The sequence below is a fragment of the Vibrio sp. J2-4 genome (genome assembly GCF_021728155.1).
Lineage (GTDB): Bacteria > Pseudomonadota > Gammaproteobacteria > Enterobacterales > Vibrionaceae > Vibrio > Vibrio diabolicus.
Genome location: NZ_JAKKCN010000003.1, coordinates 486,941 through 505,575, shown reverse-complemented (window position 1 = coordinate 505,575; position 18,635 = coordinate 486,941). Strand labels below are relative to the sequence as shown.

At 45.7% G+C, this 18,635-nt stretch carries 14 protein-coding genes and 1 pseudogene; 11 read left to right on the top strand and 4 right to left on the bottom strand.

Annotated features, from left to right (window positions below):
* The first annotated feature begins 116 nt into the window (after window positions 1-116).
* The 3 genes from L3V32_RS12495 to L3V32_RS12485 all read left to right on the top strand — a co-directional run bounded on the left by L3V32_RS12495 (window position 117) and on the right by L3V32_RS12485 (window position 3,311).
* Complete coding sequence (locus tag L3V32_RS12495; RefSeq protein ID WP_005375180.1) at window positions 117-770, top strand: TrkA family potassium uptake protein; 654 nt, start codon at window positions 117-119, stop codon at window positions 768-770.
* 1 nt (window position 771) lies between these two features.
* Window positions 772-2,136: a TrkH family potassium uptake protein gene (locus L3V32_RS12490; protein WP_237284405.1), complete on the top strand. Its 1,365-nt coding sequence runs from the start codon at window positions 772-774 to the stop codon at window positions 2,134-2,136.
* Between the two features lie 248 nt (window positions 2,137-2,384).
* The gene (locus tag L3V32_RS12485; RefSeq protein WP_005392445.1) at window positions 2,385-3,311 is read left to right on the top strand and encodes a LysR substrate-binding domain-containing protein; all 927 of its coding nucleotides are present in this window, start codon (window positions 2,385-2,387) and stop codon (window positions 3,309-3,311) included.
* A 92-nt stretch (window positions 3,312-3,403) separates the two neighbouring features.
* Here the strand turns inward: L3V32_RS12485 and L3V32_RS12480 are convergent, their stop codons facing one another.
* A complete protein-coding gene (locus tag L3V32_RS12480; protein WP_237284404.1) occupies window positions 3,404-5,140 on the bottom strand; it encodes a BCCT family transporter in 1,737 nt (578 codons plus the stop codon).
* A 320-nt stretch (window positions 5,141-5,460) separates the two neighbouring features.
* On the opposite strand from L3V32_RS12480, the gene L3V32_RS12475 reads away from it, so the two are divergent.
* The 7 genes and pseudogenes from L3V32_RS12475 to L3V32_RS12445 all read left to right on the top strand — a co-directional run bounded on the left by L3V32_RS12475 (window position 5,461) and on the right by L3V32_RS12445 (window position 13,786).
* Window positions 5,461-6,648, top strand: coding sequence for an aromatic ring-hydroxylating dioxygenase subunit alpha (locus L3V32_RS12475; RefSeq protein WP_005392447.1), 1,188 nt, complete (start codon window positions 5,461-5,463; stop codon window positions 6,646-6,648).
* Window position 6,649: 1 nt separating this feature from the next.
* The gene (locus L3V32_RS12470; protein ID WP_237284403.1) at window positions 6,650-8,071 is read left to right on the top strand and encodes an aldehyde dehydrogenase family protein; all 1,422 of its coding nucleotides are present in this window, start codon (window positions 6,650-6,652) and stop codon (window positions 8,069-8,071) included.
* A gap of 157 nt (window positions 8,072-8,228) precedes the next feature.
* Window positions 8,229-8,390: pseudogene (locus tag L3V32_RS12465) on the top strand (rubredoxin); the annotation flags it as partial.
* A complete protein-coding gene (locus tag L3V32_RS12460) occupies window positions 8,379-9,662 on the top strand; it encodes an NAD(P)/FAD-dependent oxidoreductase (RefSeq protein ID WP_237284600.1) in 1,284 nt (427 codons plus the stop codon). The pseudogene L3V32_RS12465 and the gene L3V32_RS12460, both read left to right, overlap by 12 nt.
* Window positions 9,663-9,674: 12 nt before the next feature.
* Entirely contained in the window at window positions 9,675-10,991 is a 1,317-nt protein-coding gene (locus L3V32_RS12455) for an FAD-binding oxidoreductase (RefSeq protein ID WP_237284402.1), read from the top strand.
* Window positions 10,988-11,338 carry an ethanolamine utilization protein gene (locus tag L3V32_RS12450; protein ID WP_005392453.1) on the top strand — a complete coding sequence of 117 codons (351 nt, stop codon included), beginning with the start codon at window positions 10,988-10,990 and terminating at the stop codon, window positions 11,336-11,338. Before L3V32_RS12455 ends, L3V32_RS12450 begins: the two co-directional genes overlap by 4 nt.
* Window positions 11,339-11,740: 402 nt before the next feature.
* Window positions 11,741-13,786, top strand: coding sequence for an EAL domain-containing protein (locus tag L3V32_RS12445; RefSeq protein WP_237284401.1), 2,046 nt, complete (start codon window positions 11,741-11,743; stop codon window positions 13,784-13,786).
* A gap of 67 nt (window positions 13,787-13,853) precedes the next feature.
* On the opposite strand, the gene azu is transcribed toward L3V32_RS12445, so the two are convergent.
* From azu to norR, 3 genes are all read right to left on the bottom strand, one after another.
* Complete coding sequence (gene azu, locus L3V32_RS12440; protein ID WP_005392455.1) at window positions 13,854-14,306, bottom strand: azurin; 453 nt, start codon at window positions 14,304-14,306, stop codon at window positions 13,854-13,856.
* Between the two features lie 362 nt (window positions 14,307-14,668).
* Window positions 14,669-15,319, bottom strand: coding sequence for an HAD family phosphatase (locus L3V32_RS12435; RefSeq protein ID WP_005392456.1), 651 nt, complete (start codon window positions 15,317-15,319; stop codon window positions 14,669-14,671).
* An 89-nt stretch (window positions 15,320-15,408) separates the two neighbouring features.
* Window positions 15,409-16,941, bottom strand: a complete 1,533-nt coding sequence (gene norR / locus L3V32_RS12430; protein ID WP_237284400.1) for a nitric oxide reductase transcriptional regulator NorR — start codon at window positions 16,939-16,941, stop codon at window positions 15,409-15,411.
* A gap of 190 nt (window positions 16,942-17,131) precedes the next feature.
* Between norR and norV the strand changes: the two genes are divergently transcribed.
* A complete protein-coding gene (gene norV / locus L3V32_RS12425) occupies window positions 17,132-18,634 on the top strand; it encodes an anaerobic nitric oxide reductase flavorubredoxin (RefSeq protein ID WP_237284399.1) in 1,503 nt (500 codons plus the stop codon).
* The last annotated feature ends 1 nt before the right edge of the window (window position 18,635 follow it).

Genomic DNA, 18,635 nt, shown 5'->3' with positions numbered 1-18,635 from the left:
GTGCTGGTTATCGGCACTCGAACAGGATTCGTGTTGCCTATTTTTCGTGATGGAAAATCAGTCTAGCCCTTAACGCATTAGCATTTTCTATACATAAAACACAGTTAGGGATTGATATGGCTCACTTTACAGTAATTGGTTTAGGGCGATTTGGCGTTGCCGCCAGCTTAGAACTTATTCATCTTGGACACACCGTAACGGGGGTGGATAGCGACCCGAAAATCGTCGAAAAATACGTCGAAGAGTTAACGCAAGCGGTCATATGTGACGCAACAGACGAAGGGGCACTCAGAGAGTTAGCGCTAGCGAATAGTGATGTGGTGTTGGTGGCGATTGGCGAAGACATGCAGGCCAGTTTGTTGTGTACGCTGGCGCTGAAAAATCTGGGTGTGAAATCCATTTGGGTCAAAGCGAGCACCAAAGCACACCACACCATCGTGTCTAAGCTTGGTGTGCAACGCATTATTCATCCGGAAGAGGAGATGGGCGTAAGAGTCGCGCAGGCACTCAACTATCCGATGGTGAACAACTATTTAGAAATGGGGCATGGCTTGTATGTGGTGGAAATCCACGTTAAATCCAATCTGCACGATACGCCGCTTTCTAAGTTGATCAGCCGAGGCAGTTACAACATTCAGCCTATCTTGGTGAAGCGCGAAGAAGCCGTCTACACCAATATCAATGATGAGTTTGTGCTTAATGAGTTCGACACGCTGTTGCTTTGCGGTAGTCGCGCTGAGCTGAAATACGTCGCTCCAAGGTTGGTGTAACATGGTTTTGTGGCATCCCTCTATTATCCCAATCGAGCGAAAACCCAAAGCGGGTAAAAAATTGTTGGGCGCACCGCCATTGATACTTAGCCTCAGTTTTGCGTGCTTGATCATACTCGGCACAGTTTTACTCAAACTGCCGATTGCCACCACAGAGCCCATCACTTGGATTCAAAGCTTGTTTACTGCGACATCGGCCATTACGGTGACGGGATTAGTTGTGGTAGACACGGGCACGGCGTTTACGCCTTTTGGGCAAGTGGTTATCGCTTTCCTGATTCAATGTGGTGGCCTAGGTTTAATGACGTTTGCCATCGTGACCTTGCTGGCTCTGGGCGGAAAAATTGGCTTTTTGGAGAGAGCCGTCGCGAGAGAGGCGTTCAACCAAACTGACTCATCGACACTCATTGCCACCGCTAAATCTGTATTGATGTTCGCTCTGCTCGTTGAACTTATTGGTTTCACTATTTTGAGCGTTTATTGGAGTGAAGAGCTGGGCTGGAAAACCAGTTTGTTCCATGGTTTCTTCTACACCATCAGTGCGTTTAACAATGCAGGTTTTGCGTTGAGTGCCGATAGCTTAATGCCTTACGTGGACGACCCGGTCGTTAACTTCACCATTACCAGTTCGTTCATTATTGGTGGTTTAGGCTTCTCGGTTTGGATTGACTTAAAACGCAATCGCCGTTGGCACCGACTCACCGTTTACAGTCGAATGATGATCTTAGGCACAATGATCATTAACGTGGTGGCACTTATCGCGATTTACCTGATTGAATATGACAACCCCAACACGCTTGCCCCGTTGAGCGAAGCAGGGAAATGGTGGGCATCGTGGTTTCAAGCGGTGACGCCAAGAACGGCAGGGTTCAACACCTTAGCTATCGATCAGTTGGAAGATGCCACAACGGCGATCATTCTGGTGTTGATGTTTATCGGCGGTGGATCATTGAGCACGGCAAGTGGCATTAAAGTTGTGACATTTATGGTGTTAGTCTTGGCAACTTACAGCTATTTGCGTCGCGATGAAGCAACCTATGCCTTTCAACGCGAGATTCCCAAAGAGACCATCAGCAAGGCATTGGCGCTGACTCTGATCTCGGTGGGCGTGACTTGGTTTGCCATCTTCATGCTGTTACTGACAGAGAAAGCGTCTATGTTAGACATTATGTTTGAAGCGGTCTCAGCGCTGGGTACGGTTGGGTTATCGCGAGGCTTAACGGGCAGTTTGTCCGAACCGGGTGAGTTAGTGATCATCTTCATGATGTTTATGGGACGATTAGGCCCACTTACTTTGGCGTACTTCTTAGCCAGCCCAAGAAAGAAAAAAGCGCGTTACGTGAGTACTAAACTGGCAATAGGGTAAATGGGCTAACTCGGAGAAAATGACCAAAAGGCTAAGCATAAGAGGAGTAACTGCTCCTCTTTTTTGTGCTCGTTGTAGCCACGAAACTGTATACGGCAGTCTCTCTCACAACAATTTATGATTCATCTCTATTTTTTATCATTTATAAATTGTCGTTTTTGAGGTGTTGTCCAGAATGGCATTATCCACGTGCAACATAAGATTGCCGGGAATAAAAATAATTACAATACTGCCTTACTGGAAGATACATGAAAATCAAACCCCTCCCACCTTTAAATAGCCTCGTTGCGTTTGAAGCGTCGGCGCGGCACTTGAGTTTTACGTTAGCCGCTGACGAGCTAAACGTGACCCAAGGTGCTATCAGTCGCCAAATTAGACAATTAGAAGAATACTTAGGCAAGGCTATGTTCACGCGAGCCAATCGAAGCATTAACTTAACGCCTACAGGTCTTCAATATTATCAAGCTGTCAGCCAATCTTTGCTCGATATTGCTCAAATCACGGGTGAAGTGAAGAAATGGCAGGGCGAACAAAAGATCACGGTTGCGACGACAAACGCAATGGCCGCTTTGTGGTTGTTGCCTAAGGTCGCTCAATTTCAAAATGAACATGATGACATCGATATAAGGATATTGGCCTCAGATAATGTGTTGGACTTACGCCGATTAGATTGCGATATCGCCTTGTTTTATTGTCGCACTCCACCTGCGGAAATGGATGTGACAACGCTATTTTCAGAAGAAGTATTCCCTGTGTGTAGCCCGCTTTATTTAGAGAAAATAGGCCAGCCTAGTGAGCCAGAAGAAATCTTCAATAAAACGTTACTCTATCTGGAAGAGTCTCAAAGAGATTGGGTGAATTGGGAGCAGTGGTTTGCGAGTGTTGGATTGCCAAATATTTCGCCTCGTAATCGCATGAACATCAATAACTATCCAATGCTGTTACAAGCGGCAATTAATGGTCAGGGAATCGCGTTAGCCTGGGGATCATTAGTGGACGACTACTTACAAAGCGGTGCTTTAGTTAGGCCAGTCGAACACGTGCTTTCAACACCTTCCAATTTCTCTATGCTTGAACCTAAAAATAGAGGTTTAATCCCAGCCAGCGTCAAACGTTTTAGAGAATGGCTTTTGCATCAGTTGCCAGATGAGGTAGGTGATCGAGGCTTAGCTTAAATCAATAAGCAGAGAAAATAACAGAGTTTGGTAATGTTAAAAAAGCGGGAATATCAGTTCCCGCTTTTTTAATTGATTGATGAAACGACGCACTAACTTAGTACTGGTCCCTGATTAAGTGTGGAATCATCTTTCAGCGAGGATGTTGAAGCGATAGGCTCGGAAGCCACAGTTTTGCTTTCAACAAGCGGTTCAACAGGACCATCAAGTTTCTCTTGCTCTGGGTGAACATGTTCAGGAAGCATTGCCCATGGCTTAGGTTCGCGTCGAATACTATGGAACAGTGTTAAGATCATCACCGCGATAAAAATCGCGATAGGGAAACCGGCAATAATGGAGGCCGTTTGCATTGCTTTTAACCCTCCTGCATATAGAAGCACTCCCGCAATGGCAGCGATCATGATCCCCCACAATACGCGTATAGACGTAGGAGGCTCACTGTGTCCAGCGGCATCGAGGGTACATAGAACTAAGGTACCTGAGTCAGCGGAGGTAATGAAATAAGTACCGAGTAATAAACACGCAAGCACGCTAAGGAGTTTACCAAACATACCTGTATCTAGGTTGTCGAATAGCGTAAACAAAGCGCGTGTCGTATCAGCTTTAGTCGCTTCAAGAATCGGGCCGCCAGAAAAATCCGCAGGTGGTGTTTGTTTGGCTTCTTGTGCCGCAGTGACTTGCTCTTGATGAGCAACACGAGCGTCTTGCTCTACCTTCAACGCTGCACCACCAAATACTGAAATCCATAAGAACGTGATCAGCGTTGGTACGATGAGAGCACCGCCGATAAGTTCACGTATTGTGCGTCCTTTAGAGATACGAGCCACAAACATGCCAACGAAAGGTGCCCAAGTCATCCACCAAGGCCAGTAATAAGCCGTCCACCAGTTTTGCCAGCCAGAGTCATTCTGTGCATCGCTCCATAAGCTCATACCGACAATGTTTTGTGCATAAAGCCCCGTACTTTCGAGTAGCGTATTTAAGATATAGCGAGTTGGACCAATGTAAAGTACGACTAGCACGAGTGCGAGTGAAAGCAGCATGTTCCATTCTGATAAACGGCGAATACCTTTCCCTACACCAGATAGCACCGACGCAACCGCACAAGTACAAAGGGAAACGATAATAAAGAGTTGAATCCCCAAACTAATGTCTAGACCAAAGGCTTGATTCAAACCAGAGTTTATTTGGATAACTCCCATCCCCAAGGTTTGAGAGATACCGAAAGCAGTCACCGCGACTGTTAGGATATCAACCGTGTGCCCGATAGGCCCATAAATACGATCGCCAATCAAAGGGTACAAGATAGAGCGTAGGGTAAAAGGCAGATCTTTACGGTAGGAAAAGTAGGCTAATGCGAGTGCAACAATGATAAAGACAGACCAAGGATGTAGACCCCAGTGAAAGAATGTCAGTTTCATTGATGTTGTTGCGGCTTCATTGGTCAGGCCTTGAGTAAATGGGTTGTCAGCGTAATGCCACATCGGTTCGGCGACCGACCAGAAAATTAAGCCTATCCCCATGCCTCCGGAAAAAAGCATGGATACCCAAGACAAATAACTAAACTCTGGTTTTTCGTCATCTTTACTCAAACGAATATGTCCATATCGACTAACCATAAGATAAAGAAGAAAACCGACAACGAGTGAAACAAGTCCGATGTAAAACCACTTCATATTCTGCAGCAAAATGCCGGAAATCGTTTCGAAGTATTGGCCCGCTTGGTTGGCGAGAATGGCGCAGAAAAGTACAAAACCGATAACGACGATCTTTGATGCGATAGTCACAGTCGGATTGAGTCCTTTCAATATCCCAGATGTTGCTCTCATAGGCATCCCTCACAGTGCTTTTTGTTTTAGCGTTATTGTTTGTTGCGTTATTGTTAATTTTTGAAAGAGAGTAGAGAGAGGGCTTTTGTGTTTCAACTGATTAATACTCATCGGTTAATGAGTATTAATCATGACAAGAAGAACCTTGTTAATTAAAAGGTTATTTTGTTGTTTGAGATCAATGCATGAATGACAAAAACTCATCCAAACCCGGCGAAAAAGTCGTTTGTTTGTTGCTGGGTTGTTAATCAAAATCATCTCCACTAACACAACACGATGTTGTACGCACTGGATGCAACTCGACTCTCGGAGATAAGAATATGAGCAATGTCAACCAAACCATTATTCCTGTTGAACTAGTTGATAATGTACTGAACCCAATCAGTGAAGCAACAGGGATGCCGAATCAGGCCTACACCAGCGAAGAGTATTTTACTTTTGAGCGTGATCAGGTGTTTGGTAACACTTGGGTATGCATTGGTTTTGCATCAGACCTGCTTAAAAATGGCTATGTGATGCCACTTGATTTCATGAATCTTCCACTACTCATGATGAGAAATCGTCAAGGTGAAGTCCAAGTCTTCCACAACGTATGTAGCCACCGAGGTATGAAGCTGGTTCATGAGGCAGGCGAAGTTCAAGGCATGATTCGCTGTCCTTACCATTCATGGACGTACGATCTTGACGGCAATCTAAAAGGCACACCACACATCGGTGGTATCGCAAAACACAAAGATGATCGATTTAAGTGTGAAAAACACGGCCTTAAGCCACTTCGTTCAGCCGTTTGGATGGACATGGTATTCGTTAACTTATCGGGCAATGCAGAAAGCTTTGAAGATCATATCGCGCCACTAGAGCAACGTTGGCAGCAATTCTTAGGTGAAGATGGGTTAGGGCTTCTTCGCCGCGTGAACATGGGTGGCAACTTAGAGATCGAAGTGAAAAGTAACTGGAAGCTTGCCGTAGAAAACTACTGCGAGGCTTACCACTTACCTTGGGTGCATCCGAGTTTGAACAGTTATTCTCGCCTAGAGGATCACTACAACATCATGTTTGCAGAGCGCTTTGCTGGTCAAGGTAGTCTCGCGTACAACCTTTCTGATACAGCAGGAACACACTTACCTAAATTTCCAAGCTGGCCAGAAGATAAACTGCGTCATGCAGAATACGTTGCACTCTTTCCAAACGTGTTGCTTGGTATTCAAGCCGATCATGCCTTTGCAATGATGATTGAACCAATCACTGCGAATAAGAGTGTTGAGCACCTACGTGTTTTCTATGTGGGTGATGAAGCAACGAAAGATGAGTTTGCTGCGTGTCGTACCGCTACCGTTGAGTCGTGGCGAGTCGTGTTCGGCGAAGATATTGGAGCGGTCGAAGGTATGCAGGAAGGTCGTTACTCCCCTGGCTTTAGTGGTGGCGTGTTCTCACCAGAAATGGATGTTCCGACGCATTTCTTCCAAACCTGGTTGGCAAAGCAAGTGAAAGCGGCACTGGAGCAGTAAGATGATGCATTACCTTAATTATATTGATGGTGAGTGGTGCGATTCAGAGCAAGCGCTGACCGTCATGAACCCTGGCACAGCCGAAGCGTATGCGACGATTGCAGAAGCCACTATCACCGATGCCGATCGCGCAATGGAAGCGGCACGTCGAGTAGTCAATCAAGGTCTTCTTTCGGACGTTCGTCCAGCCGTCAGAACCGAGTGGATGTTAAAAGCAGCCGCAGCTATTCTTGAAATGGTTGATGAAGGTGGGTTAGTTGCCTGTCGTGAAAATGGGAAATCTTTGCAAGATGCCAAAGATGAGTTTTTAGAGTCGGCACGTTACTTCGAATACTACGCTGGCATGGCCGACAAGCTGGAAGGCACGTCAATTCCGTTGGGTAAAGACTATGTCGACTTCACTCAATATGTGCCGTTTGGCGTGTCAGTGCAGATTGTGCCGTGGAATTTCCCTGTCTCTATTTGTGCACGCTCATTGGCACCTGCATTAGCCGCAGGTAACGCAGTGGTGATCAAATCGCCAGAGATTTCCCCACTTGCCATGACGTTGTTGATTAAAGCGATTGAAAAAGCGGGCTTCCCGAAAGGCACGATTAACCTGCTATGTGGCAAAGGTTCCGTGGTTGGCAGTCACTTGGTTCAGCACCAAGAAGTCGATCAAATCGTCTTTACGGGTTCGGTACCGACCGGCCAACGCATCCTGAAAGATTCTGCACAACGCGCCACACCATCAGTGATGGAGCTGGGTGGTAAATCTGCCGCTATCGCGCTGAAAGATGCGAACCTCGAAACACTTTTGAAAAGCGTTCAGGTCGGTATTTTCTTTAACGCTGGTCAAGTTTGTTCGGCAATGTCTCGTTTGCTGATTCAAAAAGAGCGTTATGAAGAAGTAAAAGCGGCGGTTGTGGAAATGGCAAAAAGCCTAACCATTGGCCAAGGCGAAAGCCAGCCGGACATCACACCGTTGGTATCGGCTGATCAACAAGCACGCGTGCTTGAAATGATAGAGCAAGCAAAAGCCGACGGCGCAAACATCCTGACGGGTGGCTACGCACCTGATCTATCGGGTTACTTTGTGGCACCAACAGTGATTGAAGCCACGCCAGATATGCGCATTGCACAAGAAGAAGTGTTTGGTCCTGTTTTGGTGATTACACCGTTTGAAACTGAGCAAGAAGCAATCGAGATCGCGAATGGCACCGATTTTGGCCTGGTTGCTGGTGTCTTTGGTGAAAGCCTAAACCCAACATTGCGTGTGGCGCAGCAACTGCGTGGTGGGCAAGTGTTCATCAATGAATGGTTTGCTGGTGGTATCGAAACACCATTTGGTGGCGTGGGCTTGTCCGGGTTTGGGCGAGAAAAAGGACAAGAAGCGATTTATAGCTATGTCCAGACACGCAATATTGCCATTCGTTTGCAGTAAGACAGCAACGTATAGCTACCGTGTAACTTGATTTTCATCACCTCGTACCGGCTTGGATTTCAGACCACAAGCTAGGGCGAGGTTGATGGAATCACAACAAATCTGACAGCGGTTTGTAAACACGGAAATTCTGAACAAGGTAGTTGGAGTATAAGTGATGAGAAAGTGGCTCTGTATTATTTGCGGCTTAATCTATGATGAAGCACAAGGTTGGCCATCCGATGGCATTGCACCAGGAACAGCATGGGAAGATGTACCGGATGACTGGTTATGTCCTGACTGTTTAGTGGGTAAGGCCGATTTTGAAATGATCGAAATTACCGACGATGCGCCAGTAGAAGAGGTCGCGGCAGTGTCTTCGGTATCGGTAGGATCGTCTGTTCAGCCAAATGCGGCTCAGCCACTTCCATCTGAAGTCACTCAGCCTATATTTTCAGCTGACCCTATTGTTATCATCGGTAGTGGCCACAGTGGTTACCAGTTGGCAGCGGCACTTAGAGCGCAATCTGAAACGGTTCCGATCACTGTCTTTACCGCTGATGATGGCGCACTGTACAGCAAGCCTGCATTGTCTAATGCACTGGTCATGAACAAAGACGGCGACGCGCTACAAAGTGAAAGCGCGTTGGAGTGGGAAAGCCGTCTCAATATCCGCGTTTACCCGCATACCCGTGTTGAACATATCGATCGTGCCAATTCAACGCTACACACCTCTATCGGCAAATACGCCTACAGCCGCTTGGTACTGGCAACAGGTGCATCACCGATTGAAATCCCAATTGAGGGAGATCGCTCTTGTGTTATGAGTGTGAACGACTTAGTTGATTACCGCCGTTTCAGAGCGGAGCTGCAAGACAAAAAGCGCATCGCGATCCTAGGTGATGGCTTAATTGGCTGTGAGTTCGCGAATGACCTGATCGAAAGCGGTTATGAAGTGACAGTTATCGGGTTAGGTCAATGGCCAATGGAGCGTTTGATCCCGCAACAGTTGGGTGAATCATTACAAAGTGCACTTGCCGATCGAGGCGTGCAATGGGCTCTACAAGACAGTCTCGCCAGAATCGAGCCAATGTCCGAATCAAGCGCGGTTTTGCATCTAAACAGTGGCAAGAAAATTGAAGCAGACCTAGTGCTAAGCGCGGTTGGACTCAAGCCAAATGTATCGCTGGCTGAGCAGGCAGGGCTAGAAGTGGGCCGCGGCATTAAAGTGAATCAATTCGGCCAGACGAGTGATGAGAATATTTACTCGCTAGGCGACTGTGTTGAAACGGAGCAAGGTTGGCAGCCGTATATTGCGCCGATTAATCAAATGATTCCTTCCGTGGCGAAAAGCTTGCTAGGCGATGTCGCGTCAATCTCGTTAACGCCAACTCCTGTGATTGTAAAAACGCCGATTCTTCCAGTCACTATTTTCCCGGTTGCCCCGAACGAACTGGGACAATGGTATATCGAGAGTCAGGCAGATGAATTGACCGCTGCGTTTTATTCTCCTGAGGGAACGATGCTTGGCTTTGCGTTGCTAGGAAGAAAAGTACAGTCATTACGTGGCCCTTGGCTAGATCAATTGTCATTGAAACTGTCAGCAGCGTAACGGAGAAAGAAGATGATTCATTTACCCAATGATGATGCAACATGTGGTTGGTACCATGCGTTGCCAAGTATTGCAGAAAAACCAGCGTTAAAAGGTAAACAAACTGCTGACTATGCCGTGCTAGGTGCCGGTTTCGCTGGACTAGCTATGGCAAGACGTTTAGCTGAACTTCAGCCTAACGCACGAATTATACTGATTGACGCACAACGTATCGGCCAAGGGGCGTCAGGGAGAAATTCGGGCTTTGTGATCGATTTGCCCCATAAGTTTTCACTTGAGCATCCCGATCCTGAGCACAAACAAAAGTTATTATCGCTCAACCGTTCTGCGATTGCTCAGCTAGACACTTTAGTGTCGAAGCACAGTATTTCTTGTCAGTGGTCAGCAAAGGGCAAATATCAAGGAGCCGTAGGGGCACGCGGTGAAGCGTATCTCGATCACTTTGAGCACCTAATGAAAGACCTTGGCGAACCATACTTCCATGTTAATGGCAGTGAGCTGGCGAAAGTCTTAGGGACAAATTACTACAGCCGCGCAATTTACACGCCAGGTGGTTATTTAATGCAACCTGCTGCTCTGGTGCGTGGGCTAGGGGAAAGCCTTCCAGAGAATGTCGAGGTGTTAGAAAACTCGCCAATCCGCAAACTCAGTAAAGAAAACGGTTACTGGGTATTACATGGCGATAGTGGTTCTGTTGAAACCACTGAACTGTTACTTGGCACCAGCATTTTTACTCGTGAGTTTGGTTACCTTAAAAACAGATTACTGCCAGTGATGACTTTTGCAAGCTGGACGCGTCCATTGAGCGACGCAGAAATGCAACGATACGGAGGTGAGCTGAATTGGGGTTTAACTCCAGCAGATCATGCGGGAACGACGTTACGTATGACCGCCGATCGACGTATTTTGATCCGAAATACTTACAAACACGTGCCGAAATATGGCTCAAGCATGAACGATAAAGTCAGAGAGCAAATCCGAGACGATCATCGTCAAGTCTTTTTGGCGCGTTACCCCGAGCTGGCCGACGTACCATTTACTCACACATGGGGTGGGGTATATGCCATCTCTCGTAACTTTACTAACTTTTTTGGTCAATTAGATGAAGGTGTTTATGCCAGCGCTTGTGACAATGGTGTTGGCGCTGCGTGGGGAACCATTTCTGGAACGCTGTTAGCTGACTATGTCGTTGGTGCGACATCTAAATCATTGGAAGACATACAGCAAGTGACAGGAATGCCTTGTTTGAATCCGCCAGAGCCTTTTTTAGGCATGGGAGTAAAAACGCGTATCCAATTAGCAAAATGGCAAAGCCGGAGTGAATTATGAAGCAAGTCAAACTCGTTGATAGTAAAAACCTAGATTTTAATGTTCGTGGTGATACGCCTGGAATGGCGTATGTTGCCAGGGCGTTAAGCCCAGAAATTTCACCAAACATTGGCGTAGGCTTTGCTAAATGGGAAGGCGCTCAAGTGGCTTGGACGGTGCTTTATGATGAGGTTATTTTTGTGATTGAAGGCTGTTTCGAGCTGACCGCAAACGGTGAAACACATCTTGTTCACCCAGGTCAGATGCTGTGGATCCCGGAAGGAACCGAGCTGGTTTATGGTGGGCATGCCCTGTTCGGCTATGTGGTTCATCCAGGAAACTGGAAAGAGCTACACGGGATTGAATGATTTGTTTTACAGACGAGACAACGACTTGAAGTTCTACTCGTGCTAAATCAAAAATCGTTCACAGTGTATGTGAGCCAAATCAACTCGCTCGTCAAGGGCGTGTCACCGAAGCCTCCTTCTTGAAGTCATTAGGGTATATACATCAGTTTTAACGATAGCCATATCGAGATGCTTGGTATGGCTTTTATCGTTAAGGATAATAATCTCATTGGATCAAGGGGTATATAATCGTTAAATTGCACTTGCGACATCTTTGCGCTGTGACTGGCAATTCAAACTATTGTTTTAGCCAATAGAAACACTAAAAATTATCCACCAAATAATACGTTACTGAGTCTGGCCGTTGCATTTACGGCTGCCTATTTCGCAGCCGATGATTATTACTTAATATAAGAACTCACCATGCACACTCGTCGTGAACGCGTATTTGATCCCTTTCATCGTCTAACGGTATTTACAGATAAATGGCGACTTGGATCTAAATCTTATCTTACTGATCTCGCTTCTATTGCCTTATTGCTGTTACCGCTGACGCTATCTAACGCACTTGCCATCTTTCTTGGTCACGCTTCTAGAATCCTAGGGGTGTCAGAGGTTTCTCAGTTATTGTTCCATCTTTCTGATATTTTAATCAACTTATATCCCACAGCGTTTTGCATTGTGGCTGGTTACTATTTATCGCATAAAGTGAACGTGTCGAGCGCGATTATCATCATTTATTCGTTGGTCATGTTCTATTTAATTTCAATAGAGAATGACAGCCTTTCTAGTAATTACATGTTGCCGAATAACCCGTTATTAGCACTCTTTAGTGCAACGGTGTCATACGTTTATTGTAAAAGTTTCCGAATTGAGCTGCTTGATCCTCAAGCAATGGACTTCTCTTCTCGTCTTTTTAAAGATGTCTTACATTTTTTCGTATTCGTTTTATTTGCGGTTAGCTTATCTCATGTCACCGCAGCGGTGATGGATGCTTTTACTACAACAGTGGCTGGACTTAACTTTGATCCGCTGACGTTCACAGGAGGATTATTTTATCAATCCATCTTGAGCTTATTAGGAGCGGCGGGCATTAATGGTCACAACATGTTGTTTGCCATCAAGCAGCAAATATACGCTGCGACCGAAGCCAACATGGCTGCTTGGCAAACAGGCGAAGCGTCGCTTAACGTTATTAGCCAAGGTTTTTACGACGCATTTTTATCCATGGGCGGGTCAGGGAATAGCATCAGTTTACTCCTGTGTCTGTTATTGTTCGCTAAAGAGCGCAATCATATTTTACTGGCGTTAGCGGCAGCCCCATTGGTGATGTTCAACATCAATGAAGTGCTGCTATTTGGCTTGCCTATCATCTTTAACCCTATTCTGGTCGTCCCATTTGTATTAGTACCGCTGGTAAGTTTTCTCATCACCTACTGTGCGATTGCTTCCGGCTTAATTGCGCCTGTTGAAAATATTGTGAACTGGATGACACCGCCTCTGTTGAGTGGTTATGTTGCAATGGGGCATCAGGTACAGGGGGCGATACTTCAACTGGTGGTGATTGCGATTGGTGTACTAATTTATCGACCTTTTTATCTAGCCTATGCAGGCAAATATGTGGGGCAATTTGGTGTAAGTAATACTTACAATGGTTTAGAACAATCCCTATTTAAATCACTACTCAGTAGTGTGAAAGATGCGAACACATCGAGTATCAGCAAGTCATCCGCGCAGAAGCGTTTAACTTCCATTCTTCGTGAAGGCGAGTTGGTGATGTTTTATCAAAAGCAGCACTCAACAAAGGATGTGGAACAGTATTCTTACGAAGCGCTTATTCGATATAAAGATGAAGATGGAAACTTACTTTCACCAACGTTTATTGAAGATTTTCACCGGTTAGATGCCATGCCACTGCTCGATAAATTAGTACTCGAAAAGGTGTTGTCGGATATGAAGGAAATGGGATTATCTGAGCAGCGAAGAGTGGCCATTAATGTTTCTGTTGCTACCATTCAACAAGTGGATTTTGTTCAGCATTTACAAGGCCGGTTGGTCTATTTTGGAATCCCGGCTGAATGGCTTGAAATTGAAATTACTGAAGAAGCCGTATTAGACAATGAAGTTTCTTTAACTAACACCATGAACGCTCTACAGAGTATGGGAGTTCGTATCACAATGGATGATTTTGGTACGGGCTACGCATCGTTTCCTCATTTGTTCAAGTATCCATTTAACAAGATTAAGCTAGACAGATCGCTGCTATTGGACGCTAACGATCATCGTGGACGGCAACTGTATCGATTGGTTGCTAAGTTAGGACATATTGCAAATTGCGAGGTCGTAGCGGAAGGGGTGGAAACGCAGTCTGACTATGACTTTGTGCGGTCAAGTGGGGTTGATAAAGTTCAAGGGTTTTACTTAGCAAGGCCTGTACCTTTGGATGAGATTATCCATCGACGTGCTTAACTAAGGTGCAATAAAAAGGGAAGCGATGGCTTCCCTATAGTGAGTCTTGTTTTGACTTTGTTAGCTCTTATTTGAACTCAAATTTACCCTGCATGATCGCCCAGTGACCAGGGAACGAGCAGAAGAATGAGTAGTCGCCGCCAGCTTTCATTTTTTCAGTGCTGAAAGTAATGCTGGTGCTTTCACCGCCGCCAATCACTTTTGTGTGAGCGTATACACGGTCGTCATTTGGCTTCACGTAATTGTTTTCTGCACCTGCTGCCATGCCGTCCGTACCTACTGCTTGTAGATTAGCGGTATCTGCGATAACGACGTTGTGACCCATTGATTGTGCAGGCATTTTACCTGTGTGGTTTAGCGTCAGTTTTACTTCTTTACAAGTGGCTGGAACGCTCAGTGTTTTAGTAGAAAACTGCATCATATCGTTAGCATCTAGGGACACTTCACACTCGGCACTGGCTTGGGCACCAAAGCTCATTCCTACTAATGCGAAGGTTGCTGCTAATAAACGTAAAGACATATAACACTCTCCATTTTATATTTTGGGCTGACTTGGATTAATCTCATCCAATAGTTCTCATTATCAGCCAATTTTCACTCGAAAAACGTGCTTCAAGCGGTATATTGACGTTTTGTTGCAAACTTGTACTGGTTAGTTCCACTATTTGATCACTCATAGGCCCTATTTCATGCGATGGCGTGAGGTAAATCAAAAAAGAAAGGAATACGCCCCGTACAGAGATAAGGTCTATCTTATTAAGCCTTTGGAGCAGTATCTTGGCGTTTATTAGAAGTAGATTAGAGAAGGTGAGAGGAGAGGCTCAAGCATAAAAAAGCTCAGCCAAATTGCTGAGCTTTAACAGTTAGAGCGGCAGTTTACGTTTAGCGATTTTGCTTCAACGCATCTAACGCTTCATGTAATGACGGCACGATGGAATGACCAAATTGTTTTACCTCTTCGCAAGGTTCAACTAAATCCGGAATCTGATAAGTAACCATATTCGCTGCCACGGCTGCGCGAACACCGTTATTGGAATCTTCAAAGGCCAAACATTGGCTTGGTTCTACATCCAGACGATTCGCTGCCAGCAAATAGATTTCTGGATCGGGTTTACCGTGGTTTACCTCGCAGCCTGTGGTGAGGTTGTCGAAGTACTTACTCAAACCCGCTAATTCCAGTTTGATTTTCGCCACCTCTTTTGCCGTAGAAGTCGCTACTGCGATTGGTAAGCCTTGTGCTTTCAGCCATTCTAGCAGCTCAACAACACCATTTTTCACTGGGATGGCTTGGTGTTTGACGACAGCATTGTAACGAGTACGCCATTCATGATGCAGGCGGTCTAGGTTCTCACCGTAGGCTTTGCGGAAAATTGCTTCAATACCTGCCGCATTGCGACCAATGATCGACAGGTAAACATCTTCATAAAACGGAAGGTTTTGGACTTCACATGCTTCTTGGAAAATACGCATACAGACGCGCTCAGTATCAAGGAGCAAACCATCCATATCAAAAATAGCAGCTTGGTAGTTCATTACATTACAGACTTTTCGATTGTGATGGTGCATTTTGACATAAGCGAGATAGATTTTCTTGCGGAATTCAAACCGTCCGTATCCTTTTTTTACTTTATACCTAACCGTTTGGCTAAGCGGTGTAAATTACCATTATCGAGTTCTAACTGACGTGCTGTTGCAGCCCAGTTTCCTTGATTCTGCTCTAGTGCTTTTAGAATAATGGCTTTTTGGAAGGTGTCAGTGGCTTGCTTTAAACCAGCGTCTGACAGTTCAAATGAAGAGCTAGGTATACCTGGCTCTTCAGTGATGGGCTGATTGTTCGACGCTTTGATATCGAAATCTTGTTCCACCAATTCGATATCCAGCGATTGAGTTCTAGCTTTGGCAAGCACGCCCGCTCGTTTGATGACGTGTTCCAGTTCACGCACGTTGCCCGGCCAAGAGTAATCTTTAAGTTCTTGAACTAGAGTGGGAGAGAGTCGAACACTGTTCAGCCCCAACTTGCTGCGTAGTTGCTCTGCAAAGAAACCAGCCAGTAGCACGACATCGTCTTCACGTTCACGAAGTGGAGGGACATGAAGAGGGAATACACTCAAACGGTGGTACAAATCTGCTCTGAAACGGCCAGCTTTTACTTCTTCATGCAGAACACGGTTCGTTGCCGCCACAATGCGTGTATTGACTCGAATATGGCGGTCATCACCCACACGTTGGATGTCGCCGTATTGGAGAGCTCGAAGTAACTTAGCTTGCAGTTCTAACGACAGTTCGCCAACTTCATCCAAGAATAGTGTGCCGCCGTCGGCTTGCTCGAACTTACCCTTGCGATTGCTGATTGCACCTGTAAATGCGCCTTTGATATGGCCGAAAAGCTCACTCTCTGCGACAGACTCCGGTAACGCGGCACAGTTTAAGTACACTAAGGTATTATTGGCTCGGTGAGAGCGATGATGAATTGCGTTTGCGACGAGCTCTTTACCAACCCCTGTTTCACCCATTATCAACACAGATAGTTCGGTATCTGCCACCGCATCGATTTGCTCTTGAAGTGCTTTCATCCCAGCAGATTTGCCAATGATTTCGTTGCTTAGTGTGCGTTTCTCAGTGTAAGACTCACGTGGCAAGCTTGCTTGTGTTTCTAACTGCTCCAGTAGTAGAGCAGTGTGCAAGCCACCCGCGGCTAACGCACTGACAAAGCGTAGTTCTTGATTGAGTAAACCATCAAACTGATTCGGGTCGAAGGCATCAATAGTGATCGCGCCAATCAATTGATCGTCGATCAACAAAGGGAGACCAATACATGAATGGACGTGCAGCTTGTCGTCGATGTTCGGAATTAACCCGTCATAGGGATCGGGTAAGTCGCTATTCGATGGAAACCGTACGATATCGCCAGCGCGTGCAATGGCTTCCAATCTCGGGTGTTGGTTTATAGAAAAACGGCGTCCCAATACTTCCTTTGCTAAGCCATTGATAGCCAGCGGCTTAAAGTGCTGATCTTCATACAAAAGAAGAGCAGAAGCATCACATTTTAATATCTCGCGAATCGTTGTTAATAAGGTATCAAATCGAGCTTGCCGAGTGAGCGCTGAATTTAGGTCTTGCGTGATGTGTAGCCATTGCGCGATTAAAGAAGTCATAGCCAATACCAATTGTGTCAATATGACTATTGTAGTGTCTTAATGACAATTATCAACTGTGTCTTAATGACAGTTGTTAAAGTTGTGTTTTAATTAAGTTATTGAAATATATGGTAATTAAAAGTTGGCATGCCCAGTGCAATACAAGAAGAAATTATTTTTGTTTATCCCGTCATTCAAGGTAGTAATTATGACAATTCACGTAAAAAACAATATCCACTGGGTAGGTCAACGCGATTGGGAAGTTCAAGATTTCCATGGTACAGAATACAAAATGACAAAAGGCACCAGTTACAACAGTTATCTAATTCGTGAAGAGAAAACCATACTGATCGATACGGTCGATCATCGATTCAGCCAGCAATTTATCCAGAACCTAGAAATGGAAATCGATCTTAAGACGATCGATTTTATCGTCGTGAACCATGCAGAGGAAGATCACTCGGGCGCATTGTCTGCATTGATGGAGAAGATTCCGAACACGCCAATTTACTGTACGGAAGCGGCGATTGATTCGATTGTTGGCCATCACCATCATCCCGAATGGAACTTTAAAACGGTAAAAACGGGTGACAGCATTGATATTGGCAACGGTAAGCAATTGGTGTTCGTGGAAGCGCCGATGCTGCATTGGCCAGACAGTATGATGACATACCTAACGGGCGATGCGGTGCTATTCAGTAATGACGCATTTGGTCAGCACTACTGCGATGAGCGTTTGTTCAACGATGAGGTGGATCAAAATGAGTTGATGGAACAGTGTTTGCGTTACTACTCAAACATCCTAACGCCATTCAGCAGCTTGGTAACATCCAAAATTAAAGAAGTGTTGAGCTTTAATTTGCCTGTCGACATGATTGCAACTTCACACGGTATTGTATGGCGCGATAACCCAGTTCAAATCATCGAGCAATATTTGGAATGGGCGGATAACTACCAAGAAGATCGTATTACCATCTTCTACGATTCTATGTCGAACAATACCCGAATGATGGCGGACGCGATTGCACAGGGCATCCACGATGTTGACCCGGGTGTCGCAGTTAAAGTCTTCAATGTGTCTAAGCACGATAAGAATGAAATTCTCGCCAATGTGTTCCGCTCTAAAGGCATCTTGGTTGGTTCGTCTACCATGAATAACGTCATGATGCCGAAGATCGCAGGCATGCTAGAAGAAATTACCGGTCTGCGCTTTAAAGCGAAAAAAGCCGCTGCATTCGGTAGCTACGGTTGGAATGGTGGTGCGGTAGACCGTATCCACGCACGGTTGACCGATGCGGGTTTTGAAACGGCAGTCAGCCTGAAAACCAAATGGCGACCAGATGGTAAAGCGATGCGTGAGTGTCGTGAACATGGCAAGAGCATCGCGAAATTGTGGGCGAAACATCCACTAACAAGTCCTGCTGCGTCTCCGATGATGGCTGCGTCTGAACCGCAAGTTCAATCACAGCCCGTTGTACAAGTAGAAACGCAAGCCGTGGTCGAAAGGGAGCTTATTAATCTAAGCTCAGAAGCACATCCATCAGATTGCCAGTGCATGATTTGCACCGTTTGTAACTGGGTGTATGACCCTGCTCAGGGTGAGCCTAATCAAGGAATTGAAGCGGGTACCACGTGGTCAGACGTTCCGGACTACTTCCTCTGCCCTGAATGTCACTTGGGTAAAGATGTATTTGTTGAGTTCAAGGGGTGAG

What these genes read in the sequence shown, in the direction of transcription:
- L3V32_RS12495 (WP_005375180.1), top strand. Translation starts at nt 117, where the DNA reads ATGGCTCACTTTACAGTAATTGGTTTAGGGCGATTTGGCGTTGCCGCC.
- L3V32_RS12490 (WP_237284405.1), top strand. Translation starts at nt 772, where the DNA reads ATGGTTTTGTGGCATCCCTCTATTATCCCAATCGAGCGAAAACCCAAA.
- L3V32_RS12485 (WP_005392445.1), top strand. Translation starts at nt 2,385, where the DNA reads ATGAAAATCAAACCCCTCCCACCTTTAAATAGCCTCGTTGCGTTTGAA.
- L3V32_RS12480 (WP_237284404.1), bottom strand. Translation starts at nt 5,140, where the DNA reads ATGAGAGCAACATCTGGGATATTGAAAGGACTCAATCCGACTGTGACT.
- L3V32_RS12475 (WP_005392447.1), top strand. Translation starts at nt 5,461, where the DNA reads ATGAGCAATGTCAACCAAACCATTATTCCTGTTGAACTAGTTGATAAT.
- L3V32_RS12470 (WP_237284403.1), top strand. Translation starts at nt 6,650, where the DNA reads ATGATGCATTACCTTAATTATATTGATGGTGAGTGGTGCGATTCAGAG.
- L3V32_RS12460 (WP_237284600.1), top strand. Translation starts at nt 8,379, where the DNA reads ATGATCGAAATTACCGACGATGCGCCAGTAGAAGAGGTCGCGGCAGTG.
- L3V32_RS12455 (WP_237284402.1), top strand. Translation starts at nt 9,675, where the DNA reads ATGATTCATTTACCCAATGATGATGCAACATGTGGTTGGTACCATGCG.
- L3V32_RS12450 (WP_005392453.1), top strand. Translation starts at nt 10,988, where the DNA reads ATGAAGCAAGTCAAACTCGTTGATAGTAAAAACCTAGATTTTAATGTT.
- L3V32_RS12445 (WP_237284401.1), top strand. Translation starts at nt 11,741, where the DNA reads ATGCACACTCGTCGTGAACGCGTATTTGATCCCTTTCATCGTCTAACG.
- azu (WP_005392455.1), bottom strand. Translation starts at nt 14,306, where the DNA reads ATGTCTTTACGTTTATTAGCAGCAACCTTCGCATTAGTAGGAATGAGC.
- L3V32_RS12435 (WP_005392456.1), bottom strand. Translation starts at nt 15,319, where the DNA reads ATGAACTACCAAGCTGCTATTTTTGATATGGATGGTTTGCTCCTTGAT.
- norR (WP_237284400.1), bottom strand. Translation starts at nt 16,941, where the DNA reads ATGACTTCTTTAATCGCGCAATGGCTACACATCACGCAAGACCTAAAT.
- norV (WP_237284399.1), top strand. Translation starts at nt 17,132, where the DNA reads ATGACAATTCACGTAAAAAACAATATCCACTGGGTAGGTCAACGCGAT.